The following is an 18,600-nucleotide window of genomic DNA, read 5'->3' on the forward strand; positions in this document are numbered from 1 at the left end:
GTGCGGCCGAGGGGGATCTCGGCACAGCCGCGCGCCAGGAGCGAGGAGGGTCCGACCTCCCGTCGCCGAGCGGTTCTTGTTTCCCTGGGGAGGGACCCTTGGCCCGGCGTGCCCGGATCGCACTCACTCTGACGACCTTGGCCGCCCTCGGCGCCGGCTCGTTGACCACCGCGGGCCCGGCGGCCGCGGACACCACTCCCATGCCTCTGAACACCAGCGGGGTGTGGGGCGTCGACTACGCCGGCGGTGTCCTCACCACGGTGGAACGGGTCCCGAACGGCGAACTGTTCGTGATCAACCGCACGGTCTCGGCCGACGGCGCCACCGCCGGCGAGCGGGGTCTTCGCGGGTACGCGGGCACCTACGGGCACGGGGCGCACATGCAACGGGTACCGTGCGACGCGGGCGACTGCACCGCGCTGCGGGGGGCCGGCAACGGCAACGTAGGCGTTTTCTTCGGAAACGCGGAGGGTAGCGAGGGCAAGGAACGCGCGGAGATCCGGACGAGCGAAAACGGTGTCTACGCCCCTGACGAACCCGTCGTCAGTGGCGGCAGGTTCGTCGACGTCACCGGCCGATACTTCGTCTACAACGCGGCGTCGACCGGCAAGCAGTACGTCGATGCCGAGCAGCATTATCTGGTGCACAAGGTGCGCCTGACCCGTGCCGTCACCGCCGCCTCCGTGTGGGGCTCGCGGCTGTACGCGCCGGGGGCGGGCGACGGCACCGTCACCGCGTACGACCTGGAGCAGAAGAAGACGGTCGAGACGCTGGCCACCGGGGCGCCGTGCACGGTCCAGGAATTGCAGGCCGTGGGCCGCTGGGTCTACTGGAACTGTGGGCCCACGGGCGCGGCGGGCGTATACGACCGTACGGCGAAGAAGAACATCACCGTGCCGTCCGGGCCCGTCCTCGTCGGCGACGGCTACCTCGTCCGGCACGACCGGACGGCCGGGAAGCTGACGCTGACCGATTTCCACGCCGGTACCGCCACGGCCGCGCGCGACGTGGCGGACCTGCCGGCCGGGAACACCGTCGACCAGCGGCGGCTGACCTGGTCCGTGGACAAGTTCGGCGGGGACATCGCGTACGTGGACGCGGCGCACACCGTGCACGTGGTGCAGAGCGGGGTGCCGTCGCAGCCGCTGGCGCTGATCGAGTCCGAGGTCGACGACGGTTCCGTCGACGTCACGGACGACTCGTGGAACAGCACCTGGCAGTTCAACAAACCGGCCATGTGGACGTTCACCGTGAAGGATCCCCAGGGCCGGGTCGTGCACACCCAGAGCGGCACCGGCACGGCCCCCGAGGCCGGCTGGAACGGGCGTTCAGACGCGGGCGCATATCTGTACAACGGCGCTTACACCTGGACCCTGACCGCGACGGCGGCCGAGGGCGCCGGTACGTACACGTCCGGCGGTGGCATCGGGCTCTCCGGGAGTCTTCAGGGCCATCACGATCAGGGCGGCTACAGCTACGGCGAACTGGTCACGCTCGACTCCTCCGGTGTCCTGACGCTGCGCTACACCAAGGGCGCGGGCTCCTTCGACTGGAAGCAGTCGGCTTCCGGCTGGCCCGCCAGGACCGTCGCGGTGCCCTTCGGCGACCTGACGGGCGACCGGTGCGCCGAGATGCTGACCCGGATGCCCAACGGCGAGCTGCGCCGCTACACGGGCCTGTGCGGCATGTCGTACGCCCCTTCGGACAGCCATGTGTCGCTCGGCACCGGCTGGAACCAGTTCGACGTTCTGACCTCGACCGGTGATGTCAGCGGGGACGGTCGGCCCGATCTGGTCGCCCGTAACGCGGCGACGGGCGCGGTGTATCTGTACAAGGGCACGAGTGCGGGGCGGCTGGCGGCCGGGGTGAAGCTGTACGCCAACTGGAAGACGTACAAGAAGGTCGTCGGGGCCGGGGATCTCAACGGGGACGGGATCGGGGACCTGCTCGCGCAGGACAAGGCGAACAACCTGTACCGGTTCTACGGCACCGGCAAGGGCACCTTCGGCCCCGGCGTGAAGCTGTACGCGAACTGGGGTGCTCCGTACGACGTGGTCGTGGGCGTCGGCGACATCACCGGGGACGGCAAGGCGGATCTGGTCGCCCGGGACACCGCGGGGGTGCTGTACCGCGTTCCGGGGAACGGGACGGGGTCCTTCAGTCCGCGGGTGAAGATCGGCGTCGGCTGGCAGGGCTACAAGGGTATTTTCTAGCCAAGTTGTGATGCATGTCACGCCCCCGGTGAGGGAATTGCTGGGGGCATGACAGATGACGCCATAGCGAGTGGGCGGTCTCCCGAGAAGCACTCGGATCTCTCGGATCCCTCGGAGCGTTCGGGTCTCTCGGAGCGTTCGGGGCTCTCGGACGAAGAGCGGCTGGCCCAGCTCGGTTACACGCAGGTTCTCGCCCGCCGCATGTCGGCGTTCTCCAACTACGCGGTTTCCTTCACGATCATCTCGGTCCTGTCGGGCTGTCTGACGCTGTACCTGTTCGGCATGAACACGGGCGGCCCGGCGGTGATCATGTGGGGCTGGGTGGCCGTCGGCCTGATGACGCTCTTCGTGGGCCTGGCGATGGCCGAGATCTGCTCGGCGTACCCGACGTCGGCGGGCCTGTACTTCTGGGCGCACCGGCTCGCGCCCCCGCGATCGGCGGCGGCCTGGGCCTGGTTCACGGGCTGGTTCAACGTGCTGGGGCAGGTCGCGGTGACCGCCGGCATCGACTTCGGGGCCGCGTCCTTCCTCGGCGCGTATCTGAACCTCCAGTTCGACTTCGAGGTGACACCGGAGCGGACGGTCCTGCTCTTCGCCGGGATCCTGGTGCTGCACGGCCTGCTGAACACCTTCGGGGTGCGGATCGTCGCCCTGCTCAACAGCGTGAGCGTGTGGTGGCACGTGCTTGGCGTGGGCGTCATCGTCGGGGCGCTGGCCTTCGTCCCCGACAAGCACCAGTCGACGTCCTTCGTGTTCGGCGAGTTCGTCAACAACACGGGCTGGGGCAGCGGCGTGTACGTCGTCGCGCTCGGCCTGCTCATGGCCCAGTACACCTTCACCGGCTACGACGCCTCCGCCCACATGACGGAGGAGACGCACGACGCGTCCACGGCCGGCCCGAAGGGCATCGTGCGGTCCATCTGGACCTCCTGGATCGCCGGCTTCGTCCTGCTGCTCGGCTTCACGTACGCCATCCAGTCGTACAAGGGCGCCCTAGAGTCCCCGACCGGCGCGCCGCCCGCCCAGATCCTGCTCGACGCGCTCGGCGCGACCGCCGGCAAGCTGCTGCTGCTCGTGGTGATCGGGGCCCAGCTGTTCTGCGGGATGGCGTCGGTGACGGCGAACAGCCGCATGATCTACGCGTTCTCGCGCGACGGCGCGCTCCCCTACTCGCACCTCTGGCACACGGTCAGCCCGCGCACCCGCACACCCGTCGCCGCGGTCTGGCTCGCGGCGGGCGGCGCGCTGGTGCTCGGCCTGCCCTACCTGATCAACGTGACCGCGTACGCGGCCGTCACCTCCATCGCCGTCATCGGCCTCTACATCGCCTACGTCATCCCGACGCTGCTGCGGATCCGCAAGGGCGAGGCCTTCGAACGCGGGCCCTGGCACCTGGGCCGCTGGTCCAAGGCGATCGGCGTGGTGTCGGTGGCGTGGGTGGCCGTCATCACGGTCCTGTTCATGCTGCCCCAGGTGTCCCCGGTGACCTGGGAGACCTTCAACTACGCCCCGGTCGCGGTCCTCGTCGTCCTGGGCTTCGCGGGGCTGTGGTGGCAGGTCTCGGCCCGGGAGTGGTTCCTCAACCCGCTGCACGAACGGACGCTCGCCCGGGAGGCGGCGAGATCCCACAAGACCCGGTAACCGACTCCGGCGCGGCCGTGTCTTCGATACCCGATCGGAGACACGGCCAGCTCCGGCTATGCTCGGGGAGGCAACATCACGCAACACCGCGTGGGCCCTTAGCTCAATTGGCAGAGCAGTGGACTTTTAATCCATTGGTTGTGGGTTCGAGTCCCACAGGGCCTACCGAAACGCCCCCAGCTCACAGGCACTTCGAGCTGGGGGCGTAACCGTTTGGCAGGGAGTCCCGTATGACCGTCGGCATCGATATCCCCGACCCCCGTGGCCGTACCGGGCTCGACCGGCAGGGGCGGGATCTCACCGGCAACGACCGGGTGCGCATTCTCGACGTGGAGGTCCTCGCCTGCGACTGGTCGGTGCTGCGCCGCACCACCTTCGACTACCGGCACAGCGACGGCCATGTCAGCCGTGAGCGGCGCGAGACCTACGACCGGGGCGACGGCGCGACGATCCTGCTCTACGACGCCGACCGGCGGACGGTCCTGCTGACCCGTCAGTTCCGGCTGCCCGCGTACGTCAACGGACACCCCGACGGCATGCTGCTGGAGACCGCCGCAGGGCTGCTGGACGGCGACGATCCGCAGGAGGCGATCCGGCGCGAGGCGACCGAGGAGACTGGACGTACCGTCCATGACGTCGAGCATGTGTTCGACGCTTTTATGAGCCCCGGCTCGGTAACGGAGCGGCTCAGCTTCTTCGCCGCCCCCTACGACGCCTCCGCCTCCGGCGTCGAGACGGCGGGCGTAGCGGCCGAGGGCGAGGACATCGCCGTCGTGGAGCTGCCCTTCGCCGAGGCCCTCGACCTCGTCCGCAGCGGTGCCATCGCGGACGCCAAGACCATCATGCTGCTCCAGTGGGCGGCGCTGGACGGGCCGTTCCGGCCGTCCGGCGCCGTCAGCCCACGTTGAGCCCGGTCAGCCCGTTGACGCCGTTGAGATCCGCGAGCGGCAGCGTGTGCTGGGTCTGCAGGACCTTCGCGCGCAGGTAGCGGACGTTGTGCGGGGTCGTGAACACGCCCGTCGGGACACGGTCCTGGACGTCGATGCCGAGACCGCGCAGCTGGTCGGCCTTGTCGGGGTTGTTGGACAGCAGGTCCAGGCTCGTGATGCCGAGGGCGCGCAGCATCTGAGCGGCGGCGGTGTAGTCACGGCCGTCCTCGGGCAGGCCGAGCGCCGCGTTCGCCTCGTAGGTGTCCAGGCCCTGGTCCTGGAGGGCGTACGCGTCGAGCTTGTTGTAGAGGCCGATGCCACGGCCCTCCTGGCGGAGGTAGAGCAGGATGCCGCCCGTCCCGGCTATGCGCTCGACGGCCTCGCGCAGCTGCGGCCCGCAGTCGCAGCGGGCGGAGCCGAAGACGTCGCCGGTGAGGCACTCGGAGTGCAGCCGGACCAGCGGGGTGGCGCCGGGCGCCGGCTCGCCGAGGACGACGGCGACGTGCTCCTGGCCGTCGGTCAGACCGTGGAAGGTGACCAGTTCGGCGTCGACGGAGTAGCCGTCGTGGAAGCGCAGCGGTACCCGGACGCGGGCGCGCGGAGTGGCGGCGGCGGGGGTGTCAGGCATGCGGGTCTCCCGGTGCGAGTGGGGTCTGTGCGGGCAGCCGCGTCCACCTGTTTCAGATTTGAAGCAGCGTGCCGAGAGCGACCCTACCTCATGCTTTAAATTTGAAGCAACGGGATTGTGACCCGCACCTCACGCGTCCGCGGCCATCAGGTGCCGGCCGTCAGGTGCAGGTCATCAGGCGCAGGTCATCAGGTTTCCGAGCACGGGGAGGAGCGGCGGCGCCACGGCAGTTCCTGCGGTGCGGCCTCGTCGCCGTCCTGGAACCCCAGCACGACCTGCGTGAAGATCTCCTCCAGCTGTCCCACCTGCTCCGGGGTGAGCCGGTCGAAGAGCGCCGAGCGGACCGTCTCGACATGGCCGGGGGCCAGGCGCTCCAGGGCCGCCATGCCCTCGTCCGTCAGGATCGCGACGGTCCCGCGCTTGTCCCAGCGGCACTCCTCGCGCCGCAGCAGCCCGTCCTTCTCCAGCCGCGTCACCGCGTACGTCAGCCTGCTGCGGGTGATCTTCAGCTGCTCCGCGAGGTCGGTCATCCGCAGCCGTCGCTCCGGTGTCTCGGAGAGGTTGGCGAGGATGGAGTAGTACAGATGGGGCAGCCCGGCCTCCTGCTGGAGCTGCCGGTCGATCGCGTCCTCCAGCAGGAGGTAGCCGGCAACGTACGCGCGCCAGGCGCGTTGCTCCTCGGGGGACAGCCAGCGAGTCGTCATACGGCCAGTGTAGGTTTGTTTCAAACTTGAACCAAGGCCCGGTTCGGCCGGAATCGCCGCCGGACTGCCGTCGGACCCATCCCCGGGAGTGCGTCGATGTCGTACCCGTACGTCCTGCTGTCCGCCGCCGTCTCCCTCGACGGCTACCTGGACGACACCACGCCCGAGCGCCTGCTCCTCTCCAGCCCCGCCGACTTCGACCGCGTCGACGACGTACGGGCCTCCGTGGACGCCATCCTCATCGGGGCCGGCACGATCCGCGCCGACAACCCGCGGCTCCTCGTGAACTCCGCCGAGCGCCGCGCCGCCCGGGTCGCCGCCGGACGCCCCGAGTACCCCCTCAAGGTCACCGTCAGCGGCTCCGGCGACCTCGACCCGGCTGCGAACTTCTGGCACACGGGCGGCGAGAAGGTCGTCTACACGACGGAGAAGGGCGCCGAGCGGGCCCGCGCGCTCGGCATCGCCGCGGACGTCGTGGCGCTCGGCCCCGAACTGGACTGGCGCCGACTTCTCGAACACCTGCACGACGTGCGGGGTGTGCGGCGGCTCATGGTCGAGGGCGGCGGCACCGTCCACACCCAGCTGCTCCAGCAGGGCCTCGCCGACGAACTCCAGCTCGTCCTCGCCCCGCTCTTCGTGGGCGACGCGGGCGCGCCCCGCCTCTTCGGGCCGGGCGGCTACCAGGGCGGCCGCCTGCGCCTGCTGGAGACCCGGCGCATCGAGGACGTCGTCCTGCACCGCTACGAGCCCACCGCGCCCGGCGTCGGACCGCTGCCCGCCGCCGCCGACCGGCACTGGCTGGCCCTCGCCTGCGAGCTCGCGGAGCAGTGCCCGCCGTCGCGGACCGCGTTCAGCGTCGGTGCGGTGATCGTCGCCGCCGACGGCACGGAACTCGCGCGCGGCCACTCCCGCGAGGCCGGCGACCCGGTCGTGCACGCCGAGGAGGCGGCCCTCGCCAAGCTCGACCCCGCCGACCCCCGGCTGCCCACGGCCACCGTCTACAGCAGCCTCGAACCGTGCGCCCGCCGCTCCTCGCGCCCGGCGCCCTGCGCCCGCCTCATCCTCGACGCGGGCGTGCGCCGGGTGGTCACGGCCTGGCGCGAGCCGGACACCTTCGTCACGGAGGCGGACGGAACCGGACTGCTGACGGCCGCGGGCGTCGACGTCCTCGTCCTCCCGGAGTGCGAGGAGCGGGCGAAGGCCCCGAATCGCCACCTCCTCTGACCGCCCCGTCTGGCTGCGTGAGTAACCGTGGTGATTGGGGCCCCGTAGATGGCGTACAGTTGTGTTCATCGCCGCGGGGTGGAGCAGCTCGGTAGCTCGCTGGGCTCATAACCCAGAGGTCGCAGGTTCAAATCCTGTCCCCGCTACTGAAGGCCGAGGGCCGAAATCCAGAACTTGGATTTCGGCCCTCGGTTTTTTCCCGTGCTCTCCATGCGCCCGCCCGCCGTCACTGCAGGTGAGCGAGTGATCCCCCTCCGCGTAATGGCTGACGTCCTGTCAATGCCTGTGGGATTGCTGAGCCTGGTCAACTCGCCCGTTTTTCACCGGTCATGGGCCGAAAGTCCAGGCTGTAAATGTTGTTGATCAAGCGGAAGAGCTTGGAAACCTGACCCCGGGTCTATTAACGTTCGATAACGCAGCGCGGTCGTCCCAGCCGACACAAGCGTCGGCTCCGTGCGCACTGCCGAATCCCGCAAGGGAACCGGGGAACCACCACCTTGGGGTGAATCTCGCGGAAGCCGTCGTGAACTCGCAGAGTCCACGACCGGTTTACGCGCGTAGGAGACCTTCCCGCTCCGAACCCGTCAGCTAACCCGGTAGGCGACGGAAGGAAAGGAGTACGCCCGCGTGGCGTCCAACCGGCCGGTCCCAGAAGCCCCGTTCGTGCCGAGCCAGCGGTCCGCAGAGACCTTGGCCTACGGCAGCGTCCGCACCGACGAGGGCCCCTGGGAGGAGTGGAACCCCACCGCGGAGTCCATTCGCCCGGTTCGCGGCAAGCACCGCGTCGCCAAGCAGCGCGGCGGCGGGTTCGCCCGCAGCTCCACCGTCCTCGGCGTCGGCGTCATAGCCGCCGTCAGCGCGGGCGGCATGGCCAGCGCCAACACCGGCAAGGCCCCGGTCTCCATCTCCATGCCGGACCTGCCCAACGTGGGCTCCCTCATCTCCGACGAAGAGCCCGTCGAGGAACCCGCGCCCGCCCTCTCCGGCTTCGGCTCCGAGGCCGCCGTGGAGACCGGCGAGAGCGCCACCGACGCCGGCGAGGCCCTGCGCAGCCGGATCATGGCGCAGGCCGAGTCGCAGCAGACCCAGCTCGAGGCCAAGGCCCAGGCCGACGCCGCGGCCGCCGCGGCCAAGGCCCAGGCCGACGCCGTCGCCAAGGCCGAGAAGGAGGCGGAGGCCAAGGCCGCCGCCGCGAAGAAGAAGGCCGCCGACGAGGCCGCCGAGAAGGCCGAGGCCAAGCGCCTGGCCGAGCTGGCCACGCAGTACACGCTGCCGACCTCCTCGTACACCATCACCTCGACCTTCGGTCAGGCCGGTTCGCTCTGGTCCTCCGGCTACCACACCGGTCTGGACTTCGCCGCGCCCACGGGCACGCTCATCAAGGCCGTCCACAGCGGCACCATCACCGAGGCGGGCTGGGCCGGTTCCTACGGCTACCGCACCATCCTCACGCTGGACGACGGCACCGAGGTCTGGTTCGCCCACCAGTCGTCGATCAGCGTCAGTGTCGGCCAGAAGGTCGGCACCGGTGATGTGATCGGCCGCGTGGGCGCCACCGGCAACGTCACCGGAGCCCACCTCCACCTCGAGGTCCACTCCGGCGGCAGCTCCGACGGCATCGACCCGGCGGCCTGGCTGCGCAGCAAGGGCCTCAACCCCTGAGACGTGCCTCGCCGGGACCCCTGGTCCTTCTCCGGGACCCCTGAGAGGGACGTCTCAGGGACCGGACGACCGGACCTGATCGATTCCCTGCAGCCCTGACGGCCGGCCCCTGGGCCCCCCGGCGTCAGGGCCGCAGTGCGTTCACGTGTTCTTCGCGTCGCGCGTGGAATCGGCGCGCCGTCGGTGCCCGTTGACAGAGCATGACTACTCTTCGCAAGCTCGGCTCCTCCGACCTCGAGGTCTTCCCGCTCGCCCTCGGCGGCAACGTCTTCGGCTGGACCGTCGACGAGCCCGCCGCCTTCGCCGTACTCGACGCCTACGCCGCCGCGGGCGGCAACTTCCTCGACACCGCCGACTCCTACTCGGCGTGGATCGAGGGCAACAGCGGGGGCGAGTCCGAGACGATCATCGGCCGCTGGATCAAGGCCCGCGGCAACCGCGACGACATCGTGATCGCCACCAAGGTCAGCCAGCACCCCGACTTCCCGGGCCTGTCCGCCGCGAACATCAGGGCCGCCGCCGACGCCTCCCTGCGCCGCCTGGACACCGACCACATCGACCTCTACTTCACGCACTTCGACAAGACCGAGGTGCCGGTCGAGGAGATCGTCGGCGCGCTCGACGAGCTGGTGAAGGCGGGGAAGGTACGGCACATCGCCGCCTCCAACATCTCGCCCGAGCGCCTCCAGGAGTCCGTGGAGTTCTCCGATCGCGAGGGCCTGGCCCGGTACGTCGCCCTCCAGCCCCACTACAACCTGGTCTCGCGCGACACCTACGAGGGCGGCCTCCAGGACCTCGCCGCCCGCTTCGGCCTCGCCGCCGTCCCGTACTTCGCACTGGCCTCCGGCTTCCTGACCGGCAAGTACCGGCCCGGTACGACGGTGGAGAGCGCCCGCGCTCCGCGAGCCGCCCAGCACCTCGACACGGAGCGGGGCCGACGGGTCCTCGTCGCCCTGGACGAGATCGCGCAGGCCCACGACACCCAGGTGGCGACGGTCGCGCTGGCGTGGCTCGCCGCACAGCCGACCGTGGCCGCGCCGATCGCGTCCGCGCGGACGGTCGAGCAGCTGCCGGCGCTGGTGGGGGTGGCGGACCTGGAACTGACGGAGCCGGAGATCACGAGCCTGACCCGGGCCTCGGCCTGAGGCGGGCCTTGGCCCGACCTGCCGCCCGTATTCGCTATTGGTAGGGGTTGGGGGCAGGGGCAGGGGCAGGGCCATGGACGGGGGCGGGGTACGGCCCTCCGGGATACCCGTAGACCTGCCCCTGGGGGTACCCGTAGGCCCCGTGAGGCCCGTGGGGCCCGTAGCCTCCGTACGGCGACCCGTAGTTCCCGTACATCGGCCAAGGCGGCGCAGCCATCGGTACGGGTACGGGTACGGGTGCCGGAGGGGCCGTCATCCGGGCCGCATGGTCCAGCGCGGGCCGGGCGACGTCCTTGCGGCGCCACAGCTCGTTCAGCAGCTCCCGTTCCCGGACGACGAAGTCGGCGTTCGCCCGCCCCAGCCGGCCTCGATGCCGCAGGAACGCGAGGGACGTCGCGTACGCCTCGTACCGCGCCACCTCCCGGGCGGCCGGCCGGCCCAGGTGGCGGCCTGCGTACACCCGGGCCAGCCGCCGGGCCCGCATCGAGCCGAGCGCGAACGGCTCGGCCGGGGTGAGCCAGCCGGCCGCCGCGTAGGTGGGCAGTTCCTCGCGGACGGTGCGCAGCTCACGTTGGCGGGTCCACACCACCAGCCAGGTGAGCACCCCGAACGCGGGCACCATGATCGCGAGGTACACCGCGAAGAAGCCGAAGTCGCCGAACGTCGAGGAGCCGTTCCACAGGGCGTGCATGCCCATGGCGAGCAGCAGTCCGGCGAGCGGGAGCAGCGTGCGCCGCAGTCGTCGACGGTCCCCGGAGAGCGCGGCGATGCCGAAGCCGATGCCGGTCAGGACGGTGAACAGGGGGTGCGCGAACGGCGACATGACGACCCGCACGAAGAAGGTCGCGGCGGTGACGGAGGCGATGCCGCTGTCGCCGGTGAGCTGGTCGGTGCCGAAGGCGGTGCCGAGGTAGAGGATGTTCTCGGTGAACGCGAAGCCGGTGGCGGTGATCCCGGCGATGACCACGCCGTCGACGATGCCGGTGAAGTCCCGCCTGCGGAAGAGGAAGACGAGCAGGACGGCGGCGGCCTTGGCGGACTCCTCCACGACCGGCGCTATGACGGTCGCCCCCAGGGTGTCCGCGCTGGACGGGTCCGCGGTCGCCATCGCTATCCATCTCGTCGCGAAGCTGTTGGCGACGATGGCTATCAGCGCCGCCGCGCACGCACCCCAGGCGAAGGCGAAGACCAGGTTCCGCCAGGGGCCGGGCTCGACCCGGTCGAGCCACCGGAACGCGGCGACGAGCAACGGCACCGGCAGCACGGCGAGCCCGAGCCCGACCAGGAAGCCCTCCGTGCCGGTCTGTTCGCGCACCAGCGCCAGGATGACCAGGCCGGACAACGCCAGCAGCGTGATCAGCGCTCCGTACCGCACCCATCTGCGCTGCCACCAGTGCGCGTGCCGGAGGACGCCGTCCTCGGGCGCCCCGCCGCCGGGATACGGCGGCTGCGGCGGATGGGGCGGGAACGGGGGACTGATGGCCACGGCATCGACCCTAACGAGGGAGGGGACTGTGGTGGACGGAGTCGGAAGGTCAGTGATCCCCGCGCCGGACGTCCTGCGGGGTCCCCTGGGGGCTTCTCTGCAGGCCTCCCTGCGGGCTTCCCTGCGGGACGCGATGCTGTACGCGCCGGAAGAGCAGATCGTTCACCACATGACCCTTGTCCAGCCCCTGCCCCTCGAAACGGGTCAGCGGCCGGAACTCGGGCCGGGGCGCGAAGCCGCCGTCGGCCTGGGTGTTCTCGAAGTCGGGGTGCGCGGTGAGCACCTCCAGCATCTGCTCCGCGTACGGCTCCCAGTCCGTGGCGCAGTGCACGATCGCGCCGGGCTTGAGCCGGGTCGCGGCCAGGTCGAGGAACTCCGGCTGGATGAGGCGCCGCTTGTGGTGCCGCTTCTTGGGCCAGGGGTCGGGGAAATAGACGCGCAGTCCGTCGAGCGAGTCCGCCGGCAGCATCTCGCGCAGCAGGATGATCGCGTCGCCGTTGGCGACCCGGACGTTGGTCAGGCCGTGGTGATCCGCGAGGTTGAGCAGGTTGCCCTGCCCGGGCGTGTGCACGTCCACCGCGAGGATGTCGGTGTCCGGGTCGGCCGCCGCCATCTGCGCGGTCGCCTCGCCCATGCCGAAGCCGATCTCCAGCACGACGGCACGGTCGTCGCCGAACAACTCGGCGAGGTCGACGGCATGCCCGTCGATGTCGAGCCCCCACTTGGCCCACAGCCGCTGCAAGGCGTCCGCCTGCCCGGCCGTCACCCGACTGCGCCGGGGCTGGAAACTCCGGATCCGCCGCTCGAAGTGCGACCCGGCGGGATCGGCCCTGGGCCCGTCGGGGAACCGGGGCTCCCCCTTCGCGCGCGTATGCCGAACGGACTCACCCGGATGGTGCTCACCGCCGGGAGAGGCCTGGGGGACTTCGGGGGTATTCACGGAATCAGACACAGTGCGAACGATTTTACGGCGACAGCACAAGTACCTACGGCACCCCCACAGCCCCGGGCACGCGACCGGTGGTCATCCCGATAGCCCCGTAACCGTTACCCATACGCCTGGCGGTCACGGCCGCCGAGCGAGCGGGAGGCTTGCTCAGCCGCCGGGGGCTGCCGCCGCGGGCTGGGGGGGGGCGGGCCGTTCACAGTGCGTTCAGCGCCCTGCCCGCCACCTCCCGTCCGATAGGGAGGGAGGCTGTTGCCGCCGGGGAGGGGGCGTTCAGGACGTGGACCGCGCGGGGGCCCTCGCGGATGAGGAAGTCGTCCACCAGGCTGCCGTCCCGCAGGACCGCCTGCGCGCGTACTCCGGCCGCCGCCCGGACCAGATCACCCTCCTCCACCGCCGGAAGCAGCCGGCGCACCGCGTCCAGGAACGCCCCCTTCGACACCGACCGCCGCAGCTCCCCGATGCCGTACCGCCAGTGCCGCCGCCCCAGCCGCCACACCCCGGGCCACGCCGCCGTGGACACGGCCTCCCGGGGCCGTACGACGCCCCACCCGTACCCCTCGCGGGCCAGCGCCGGCACGGCATTGGGGCCGATGTGCACGCCCCCGTCGATCCCCCTGGTCAGATGCACGCCGAGGAACGGGAACGCCGGATCGGGCACCGGATACACCAGCCCGCGCACCAGCTCCGGCCGCGCCAGCTCGTAGTACTCGCCCCGGAACGGCACGATCCGCACCCCGGGCTCGTCCCCCGTGAGCCGGGCGACCTCGTCGCAGTACAGCCCGGCGCAGTTCACCAGCACCCGCCCCCGTACGACGTCCCCGCGCGCGGTGCGCACGGCGACTCCGTGTTCCGGTCGCCGGTCGACCTGCACGACCCGCGCCCCGTACCGGATCTCCGCCCCGGACGCCTCCCCGAGCCGCCGCGCGACGGCCGTGTAGTCGCAGATCCCGGTCGTCCGCACGCGTATGGCGGCGAGCCCGCGCACCTCGGGCTCGTACTCCGCGATCTGGGCGGCGCCCAGCTCCCGCACCGGAATCCCGTTCTCCCGGCCGCGCTGCACGAGCGCGTGCAGCCGGGGCAGCTCGGCCCGCGCCGTGGCGACGATCAGCTTGCCGGTGACGGAGTGCGGGATGCCGTACTCCGCACAGAACTTCGTCATCTCGGCGGCGCCCCGCACCGCGTACCGCGCCTTCAGCGACCCCGGGCGGTAGTAGATCCCGCTGTGGATGACCCCGCTGTTGCGTCCCGTCTGATGCCGGGCGACGCCGGGCTCCTTCTCCAGCACCGTGACCCGGGTGCCCGGGGCGGCACGCGTGATCGCATACGCCGTCGACAGCCCGACGATGCCCCCGCCGACCACGAGCACATCACAGTCGTAAGCGATCTTCGGCACGTGCACCACCTCCCGGCTTCGATAGTGCACTGCGCCACTGACAACGCCTTCAAACCCGGGTGACGCCGGCACCCCGAGGGGCACCGGCGCCGAAGGGAGTGCCTACGCCGGAGTCATCAGCAGGGGCCGCGCCCGCTCGCGCAGCTCCACCACGCGCGGTTCGTCGCCGTACGGCTCCAGCCGGTGGAGCAGATCCTTGACGTACTCCGTGGTGCGCGCGGAGGAGATGCGCCCGGCGACCTCCACCGCCCGCACCCCCTGCTCGCAGGCCGCGTCGAGGTTCCCCGACTCCAGTTCGGCGACCGCCGAGACGACGAGCCGCAGCCCGTGCGACCGCACGAACTCCTCCGTCGGCTGCGACAGCGCCTGCTCGGTGAACCTCCGCACCTGACGCGGCGCCTTCAGATCGCGGTAGCACTCGGCGGCGTCGGCGGCGAAGCGGTCGTAGGAGTAGAAGCCGAGCCAGGACGGGTCGTGATCGCCGTCACGGGACCGCTCCAGCCACCCCTCGGCGGCCTTCAGCGCCGCTCCGGCGGCATGCGCGTCCCCCGCGCGGGCATGCGCGCGTGCCTCGACGAGCCGGAAGAAGCTCATCGTGCGGGCCGTGGCCAGCCCCCGGTTGCGCTCCAGGGCGGCCTGCGCGAGATCGACGCCCTCGTCGCCGAACCCGCGGTAGGTGGCCTGCAGCGACATGGAGGCCAGGACGTAGCCCCCGAGAGGGACGTCCGCCGCGGCACGCGCGAGCCGCAGCGCCTGGATGTAGTACCGCTGCGCGGCCTCCTGCTGACCGGTGTCGAAGGCCATCCAGCCCGCCAGCCGGGTGAGCTCGGCACTCGCCCCGAACAGCGCGCGCCCCACTTCGTCGGAGTACGAGCCGAGCAGCAGCGGCGCCGCCTCGACCCGCAGGCACTCCGGGACCATGGAGGAACGCCAGTCGCCGCCTCCGTACTTGGAGTCCCAGCGCCTGGCGTCCTCGGCGGCCTCCCGCAGCTTCTGCACATCGCTGTGGCCGACTTTGAGCGGTGCGCCGGACCCCTCCAGGAGGTGTACGTCGCGCGCCACCGAACCGTCGGCCGGGGTTATCAGCCACCGTGAGGCGGGCGTTGCGTACGCGCTTACTGCGAACGATCCGGCCAGCGACTGCCAGATGCCCCCCGAGCCGGCCCGGCGGCCCGCGAGATCGAGGCGGTAGAGGTCGGTGGCCGAGCGCACGGCCTGGCCGACGTCTCTGGGGAAGGCGAGGCCCACTTCGGGTGCGGGATCCGCGTCCGCCAGGCCGATCTCATGGAGCGGCACCGGGCGGCCGAGCTTCTGCCCGATGGCGGCCGCGATGAGGTGCGGCGCGGCGCCCTGCGGCACCATGCCTTTCGACACCCAGCGCGCCACGGACGTCTTGTCGTAGCGAAGAGTCAACCCGCGTTGAGCGCCAAGATCGTTGACACGTCGCGCGAGTCCTGCGTTGCTGATTCCCGCGAGGGCGAGAACGGCGCCGAGTTTTTCGTTCGGCCCGCGTTGCTCCCTGGACATTGCGCCACCCCTCGACACAGACGGCTGCCGCGCTGGCATAACCATGCGGCATTCGTAAACCCAGCGTAGTTCGCCGCATCCCAAGCGTTAAGGGGCATTCTTCCGGTTGGCGGGATTGTGGTCCGTACGAATGTGACGGCTCAGGTACGGACCGTTGCGGTGTGCTCCCGCTGTGTGGCCGTGCGCCCGGCCGTGCGCTCTTCTCCGGCCACCACGGGAGCGGTTCCATGGGCCGTGCGTGGGTCGGCCCGCTGTACTGGATCCAGTGGGCTGGGGGACACCGCCGCCTTCATCCCCGCGGGCGGCGGAACGGTCCGGGGGGCGAACTCCGCCTCCCGGACCGGCGCGCGCCTTCGAGGCACGCGCGTGTGTACGGAGCGTGTGCGGAGCCTGCTCGGCGCGCTCTCAACGTCGGACGTACGCCGGGGATTTGGCCGAAAAGCGACCCTGTGTTCCATGGGTGACAACGCCTCCCACCATGGAAATCGACGGCGCGCAGGGCGTCTTGGGGGAGCGTACCGGGGGCGCATTCAGGTCGCGGACACCGGGGTGCGCAGGAGCGTCCCAGCCGGCGTCGACGCGTTCACCCGGGCGGACTCCCCGGATCACAAGCGGTGCCGCCTCCTTCTACGGCGCGTTCTTCGTGGCAGCATGTGAACCGTTCGTACGGTGCACTCGGTTGTCCACAGCCTGTGGAGGCGTCGATGCGGTGGTTGGTGGGTTGGAGCAGCACCGCCGCGGGCGCGTTGGGCGGGTCCGTCGGCTACGACGGCCGGCACGACGGCGGCGCGGCGTACGGGGGCCAGGAGCGCCGAGAGGCGCAGGGCGGCCAAGTCGGCTACGAGGGCGAGACCTTGCAGCCGGTCGGCTCCCAACTCCTGTGGGGAGACCCCGATCCGCTGTGGGCGGTCGGCGACTGGCGCCCCGACGAGGTGCGGGTGGTGAAGGCCGACGCCCAGACCCGGATCGCGGTCCTCGGCACCTGCGGGGCGACCGACGAACAGCTGCGCGTCGGACTGTTCGCCGCGCGCGGAGGGGCACTTCGGCATCTGACGGCCTGGCCGGGCAGCTACACGGCGATCGCCCAGGTCGGCCGGCGCATCACCGTCTGCGGCGATCTGGCGGGCGCGCGCCCGGTGTTCCACACCCCCTGGGCGGGCGGCACGGCGTACGCGACGGCCGCGCTGCCGCTGGCCGACCTCGTCGAGGCCAACCTCGACTTCGGCCATCTGGCGGCCCTTCTCGCCGCCCCGGACGTCCCGGCCGCGCTGCACGACTCCACCCCGTACGACGGCGTGCGCCGCATTCCACCGGGGCATGCACTGATCCTTCGCGCCGGGGCGCGCGAGGTCGCCGGGTACGAGCCGGTCGCCTCGCTCGCCGTCGCGGCGCCCCCGGCCGACCCGGACAGCGCGGTCGACGCCGTGCGCGACGCGCTGATCGAGGCGGTACGCGCGCGTCTGTCCGCGCCCCGGCACGTCCCCGACATCGACCCCGGCCCGGTGCCCGGCATGGGACCCGCCGAACGGCGCGCCGCGCGCGGGATGCCCGTTCCCGGCATCGGCGCCGACCTCTCCGGCGGCCCCGCCTCCGGCACGCTGGCGCTGCTCGCCGCGGGCCTGCCCGGCATGCCGGGCACCCTGCTCGGCCACGGCACGGGCGCGGGGGAGCGGCTGGTGGCCGTCACCTTCAACGACCTGGCCGTCGGCGGCCGCGAGGCCGAACTGGAACGGGCCGGCGCCCTCGCGGCCAACCCGCGCCTGCACCACGTCGTCGTGGCCGGCGGCGAGGAGACGCTGCCGTACGCCGACCTGGACGGCCCGCTGACCGACGAACCCGGCCCCAGCCTGGTCCTGGCCGCCCGCGACCGCGCGCGTCTCGCGGCGGGCAGCGCGGACCACTTCACGGGCTACGGCGCCCGCCAGGTCCTGGACGCCCACCCGGCCCGCCTGGCGGACCTGCTGATGGACCGCAAGCGCCGCCACCTCGTGCGCCCTGTCGCCGCGCTGACGAAGGCGGACGGCTCCGTGCTCGTCCCCGCGCGCGTGTACGGCGCCGCCCGCCGGCTGGCCCGTACGCCGTACCGCGCGGGTTTGGAGGGTCTCGCCGAACGACTCCTGCACCGCAGCTTCAGTTTCGACGACCCCTCAGGCGCCGTAGGGGCGTCCCTCGCGGCCCTGACCTGGGGCGGAGCGGGCCCGGCCGCGCGCTGGCTCACGGGGGAGGCGCTGGCTGAAGTATCGGTTCGCCTACAAGGGGCCACGCATCGCGCCGGCGTGGGACCGGGCCAGCGTCCGGGCGACTATCGCGCGCGTGCGGCGCTCACCCGGCACGCCATGGATCTCCGCGTCCTGGAGCAGGCCGCCGAGATCCGCTCCCAGCGACTGCACGCCCCGTTCCTCGACAACCAGGTCGTCCGCGCGTGCCGTGCGCTCCCCGAGACCCTGCGTGTGCAACCGGGGGCGCGTGCGGCGATCCTGCGCACCGTCCTCAAGGGCGCGGGCGTCACCGACCTCCCGCACGGCTGGGGCGCCCCTTCCCAGGCCTCCGCCGACGCGGCCGCCCGGGCCGGCCTGCGCATGGCCATGGACCCCCTCCTCACGCTCTTCGAAGCGCCGCTCCTCGCGGAGGCGGGCCTGATCGAGGCGAGAGTCGTCCGCAAGGCCCTCAGAGCCGCGGCGGCGGGCGAACCCCTCCCCCTGGACGGCCTCGCCGACCTGATCTCCCTGGAACTCTGGCTCCGCCGCCTCCTCTCCCGCAGAGGCACCTGCTGGACAGGCACCCCGGCCCGAGCCCGCGCGGTACCGGCCGGCATCGCCCCACAAAGACGCGCGGTGTCCTCCGGAGGGTGAGGACGGGACCGTCGACGCCCTGGTGCGCTGTGAGGCCCGGCGAGCCTGCCGGCCGGGCTTGTGTGACGGCTGGGCCTGTGACGGGCGGGGCCGCCTGTGACGGGCGGGGCCCTGGAGGAGCGGGGTTTCGGAGGGGCGGGGTTTCGGAGGGGCGGAGTTTTGGAGGGGTGAGACCCGACGGCAGGCCGGGCCGACGGCGGGCGCGATCCTCGGCGGGCCGGGCCTTCGGCGGGCGGGGTGGTTGTCG

The 18,600-nt window shown here is 71.6% G+C and carries 13 protein-coding genes, 2 tRNA genes and 1 riboswitch; of the genes, 9 read left to right on the forward strand and 6 right to left on the reverse strand.

Annotated features, from left to right (window positions below; all coding sequences use genetic code 11):
• The first annotated feature begins 98 nt into the window (after positions 1-98).
• From ACWCPF_RS33350 to ACWCPF_RS33365, 4 genes are all read left to right on the forward strand, one after another.
• Positions 99-2,213: an FG-GAP-like repeat-containing protein gene (locus tag ACWCPF_RS33350; protein ID WP_451048826.1), complete on the forward strand. Its 2,115-nt coding sequence runs from the start codon at positions 99-101 to the stop codon at positions 2,211-2,213.
• A gap of 48 nt (positions 2,214-2,261) precedes the next feature.
• On the forward strand, positions 2,262-3,854 hold the full coding sequence (locus tag ACWCPF_RS33355; protein WP_451048827.1) for an amino acid permease: 1,593 nt from the start codon (positions 2,262-2,264) through the stop codon (positions 3,852-3,854).
• A gap of 92 nt (positions 3,855-3,946) precedes the next feature.
• A tRNA-Lys gene (locus tag ACWCPF_RS33360) sits at positions 3,947-4,019 on the forward strand.
• Positions 4,020-4,084: 65 nt separating this feature from the next.
• Complete coding sequence (locus ACWCPF_RS33365) at positions 4,085-4,762, forward strand: NUDIX domain-containing protein (protein WP_451048828.1); 678 nt, start codon at positions 4,085-4,087, stop codon at positions 4,760-4,762.
• Here the strand turns inward: ACWCPF_RS33365 and ACWCPF_RS33370 are convergent.
• Together ACWCPF_RS33370 and ACWCPF_RS33375 are read right to left on the reverse strand one after the other, a co-directional pair.
• Positions 4,749-5,411 carry a GTP cyclohydrolase II gene (locus tag ACWCPF_RS33370; RefSeq protein WP_451048829.1) on the reverse strand — a complete coding sequence of 221 codons (663 nt, stop codon included), beginning with the start codon at positions 5,409-5,411 and terminating at the stop codon, positions 4,749-4,751. The genes ACWCPF_RS33365 and ACWCPF_RS33370 overlap by 14 nt on opposite strands.
• Positions 5,412-5,599: 188 nt before the next feature.
• Complete coding sequence (locus ACWCPF_RS33375) at positions 5,600-6,115, reverse strand: MarR family winged helix-turn-helix transcriptional regulator (RefSeq protein WP_451048830.1); 516 nt, start codon at positions 6,113-6,115, stop codon at positions 5,600-5,602.
• A 96-nt stretch (positions 6,116-6,211) separates the two neighbouring features.
• Here ACWCPF_RS33375 and ACWCPF_RS33380 point away from each other — a divergent pair, with 96 nt between their 5' ends.
• From ACWCPF_RS33380 to ACWCPF_RS33395, 4 genes are all read left to right on the forward strand, one after another.
• Complete coding sequence (locus ACWCPF_RS33380; protein WP_451048831.1) at positions 6,212-7,339, forward strand: dihydrofolate reductase family protein; 1,128 nt, start codon at positions 6,212-6,214, stop codon at positions 7,337-7,339.
• 72 nt (positions 7,340-7,411) lie between these two features.
• A tRNA-Met gene (locus ACWCPF_RS33385) sits at positions 7,412-7,485 on the forward strand.
• Positions 7,486-7,790: 305 nt separating this feature from the next.
• Positions 7,791-7,957, forward strand: a riboswitch (cyclic di-AMP (ydaO/yuaA leader).
• Between the two features lie 9 nt (positions 7,958-7,966).
• Complete coding sequence (locus ACWCPF_RS33390) at positions 7,967-9,001, forward strand: M23 family metallopeptidase (protein WP_451048832.1); 1,035 nt, start codon at positions 7,967-7,969, stop codon at positions 8,999-9,001.
• Positions 9,002-9,201: 200 nt separating this feature from the next.
• Complete coding sequence (locus ACWCPF_RS33395; RefSeq protein WP_451048833.1) at positions 9,202-10,146, forward strand: aldo/keto reductase; 945 nt, start codon at positions 9,202-9,204, stop codon at positions 10,144-10,146.
• A gap of 34 nt (positions 10,147-10,180) precedes the next feature.
• On the opposite strand, the gene ACWCPF_RS33400 is transcribed toward ACWCPF_RS33395, so the two are convergent.
• The 4 genes from ACWCPF_RS33400 to ACWCPF_RS33415 all read right to left on the reverse strand — a co-directional run bounded on the left by ACWCPF_RS33400 (position 10,181) and on the right by ACWCPF_RS33415 (position 15,501).
• Positions 10,181-11,521: a PrsW family intramembrane metalloprotease gene (locus ACWCPF_RS33400; protein WP_451048848.1), complete on the reverse strand. Its 1,341-nt coding sequence runs from the start codon at positions 11,519-11,521 to the stop codon at positions 10,181-10,183.
• Positions 11,522-11,681: 160 nt separating this feature from the next.
• Positions 11,682-12,584, reverse strand: coding sequence for a tRNA (guanosine(46)-N7)-methyltransferase TrmB (trmB, locus tag ACWCPF_RS33405; RefSeq protein ID WP_451048834.1), 903 nt, complete (start codon positions 12,582-12,584; stop codon positions 11,682-11,684).
• A 190-nt stretch (positions 12,585-12,774) separates the two neighbouring features.
• Positions 12,775-13,983, reverse strand: coding sequence for an L-2-hydroxyglutarate oxidase (gene lhgO / locus ACWCPF_RS33410; RefSeq protein ID WP_451048849.1), 1,209 nt, complete (start codon positions 13,981-13,983; stop codon positions 12,775-12,777).
• A 93-nt stretch (positions 13,984-14,076) separates the two neighbouring features.
• Entirely contained in the window at positions 14,077-15,501 is a 1,425-nt protein-coding gene (locus ACWCPF_RS33415; protein ID WP_451048835.1) for an MFS transporter, read from the reverse strand.
• A gap of 704 nt (positions 15,502-16,205) precedes the next feature.
• Between ACWCPF_RS33415 and ACWCPF_RS33420 the strand changes: the two genes are divergently transcribed.
• The gene (locus ACWCPF_RS33420) at positions 16,206-18,353 is read left to right on the forward strand and encodes an asparagine synthase-related protein (protein ID WP_451048836.1); all 2,148 of its coding nucleotides are present in this window, start codon (positions 16,206-16,208) and stop codon (positions 18,351-18,353) included.
• Positions 18,354-18,600: the final 247 nt, after the last annotated feature.

Source organism: Streptomyces sp. NPDC001858, assembly GCF_053594615.1.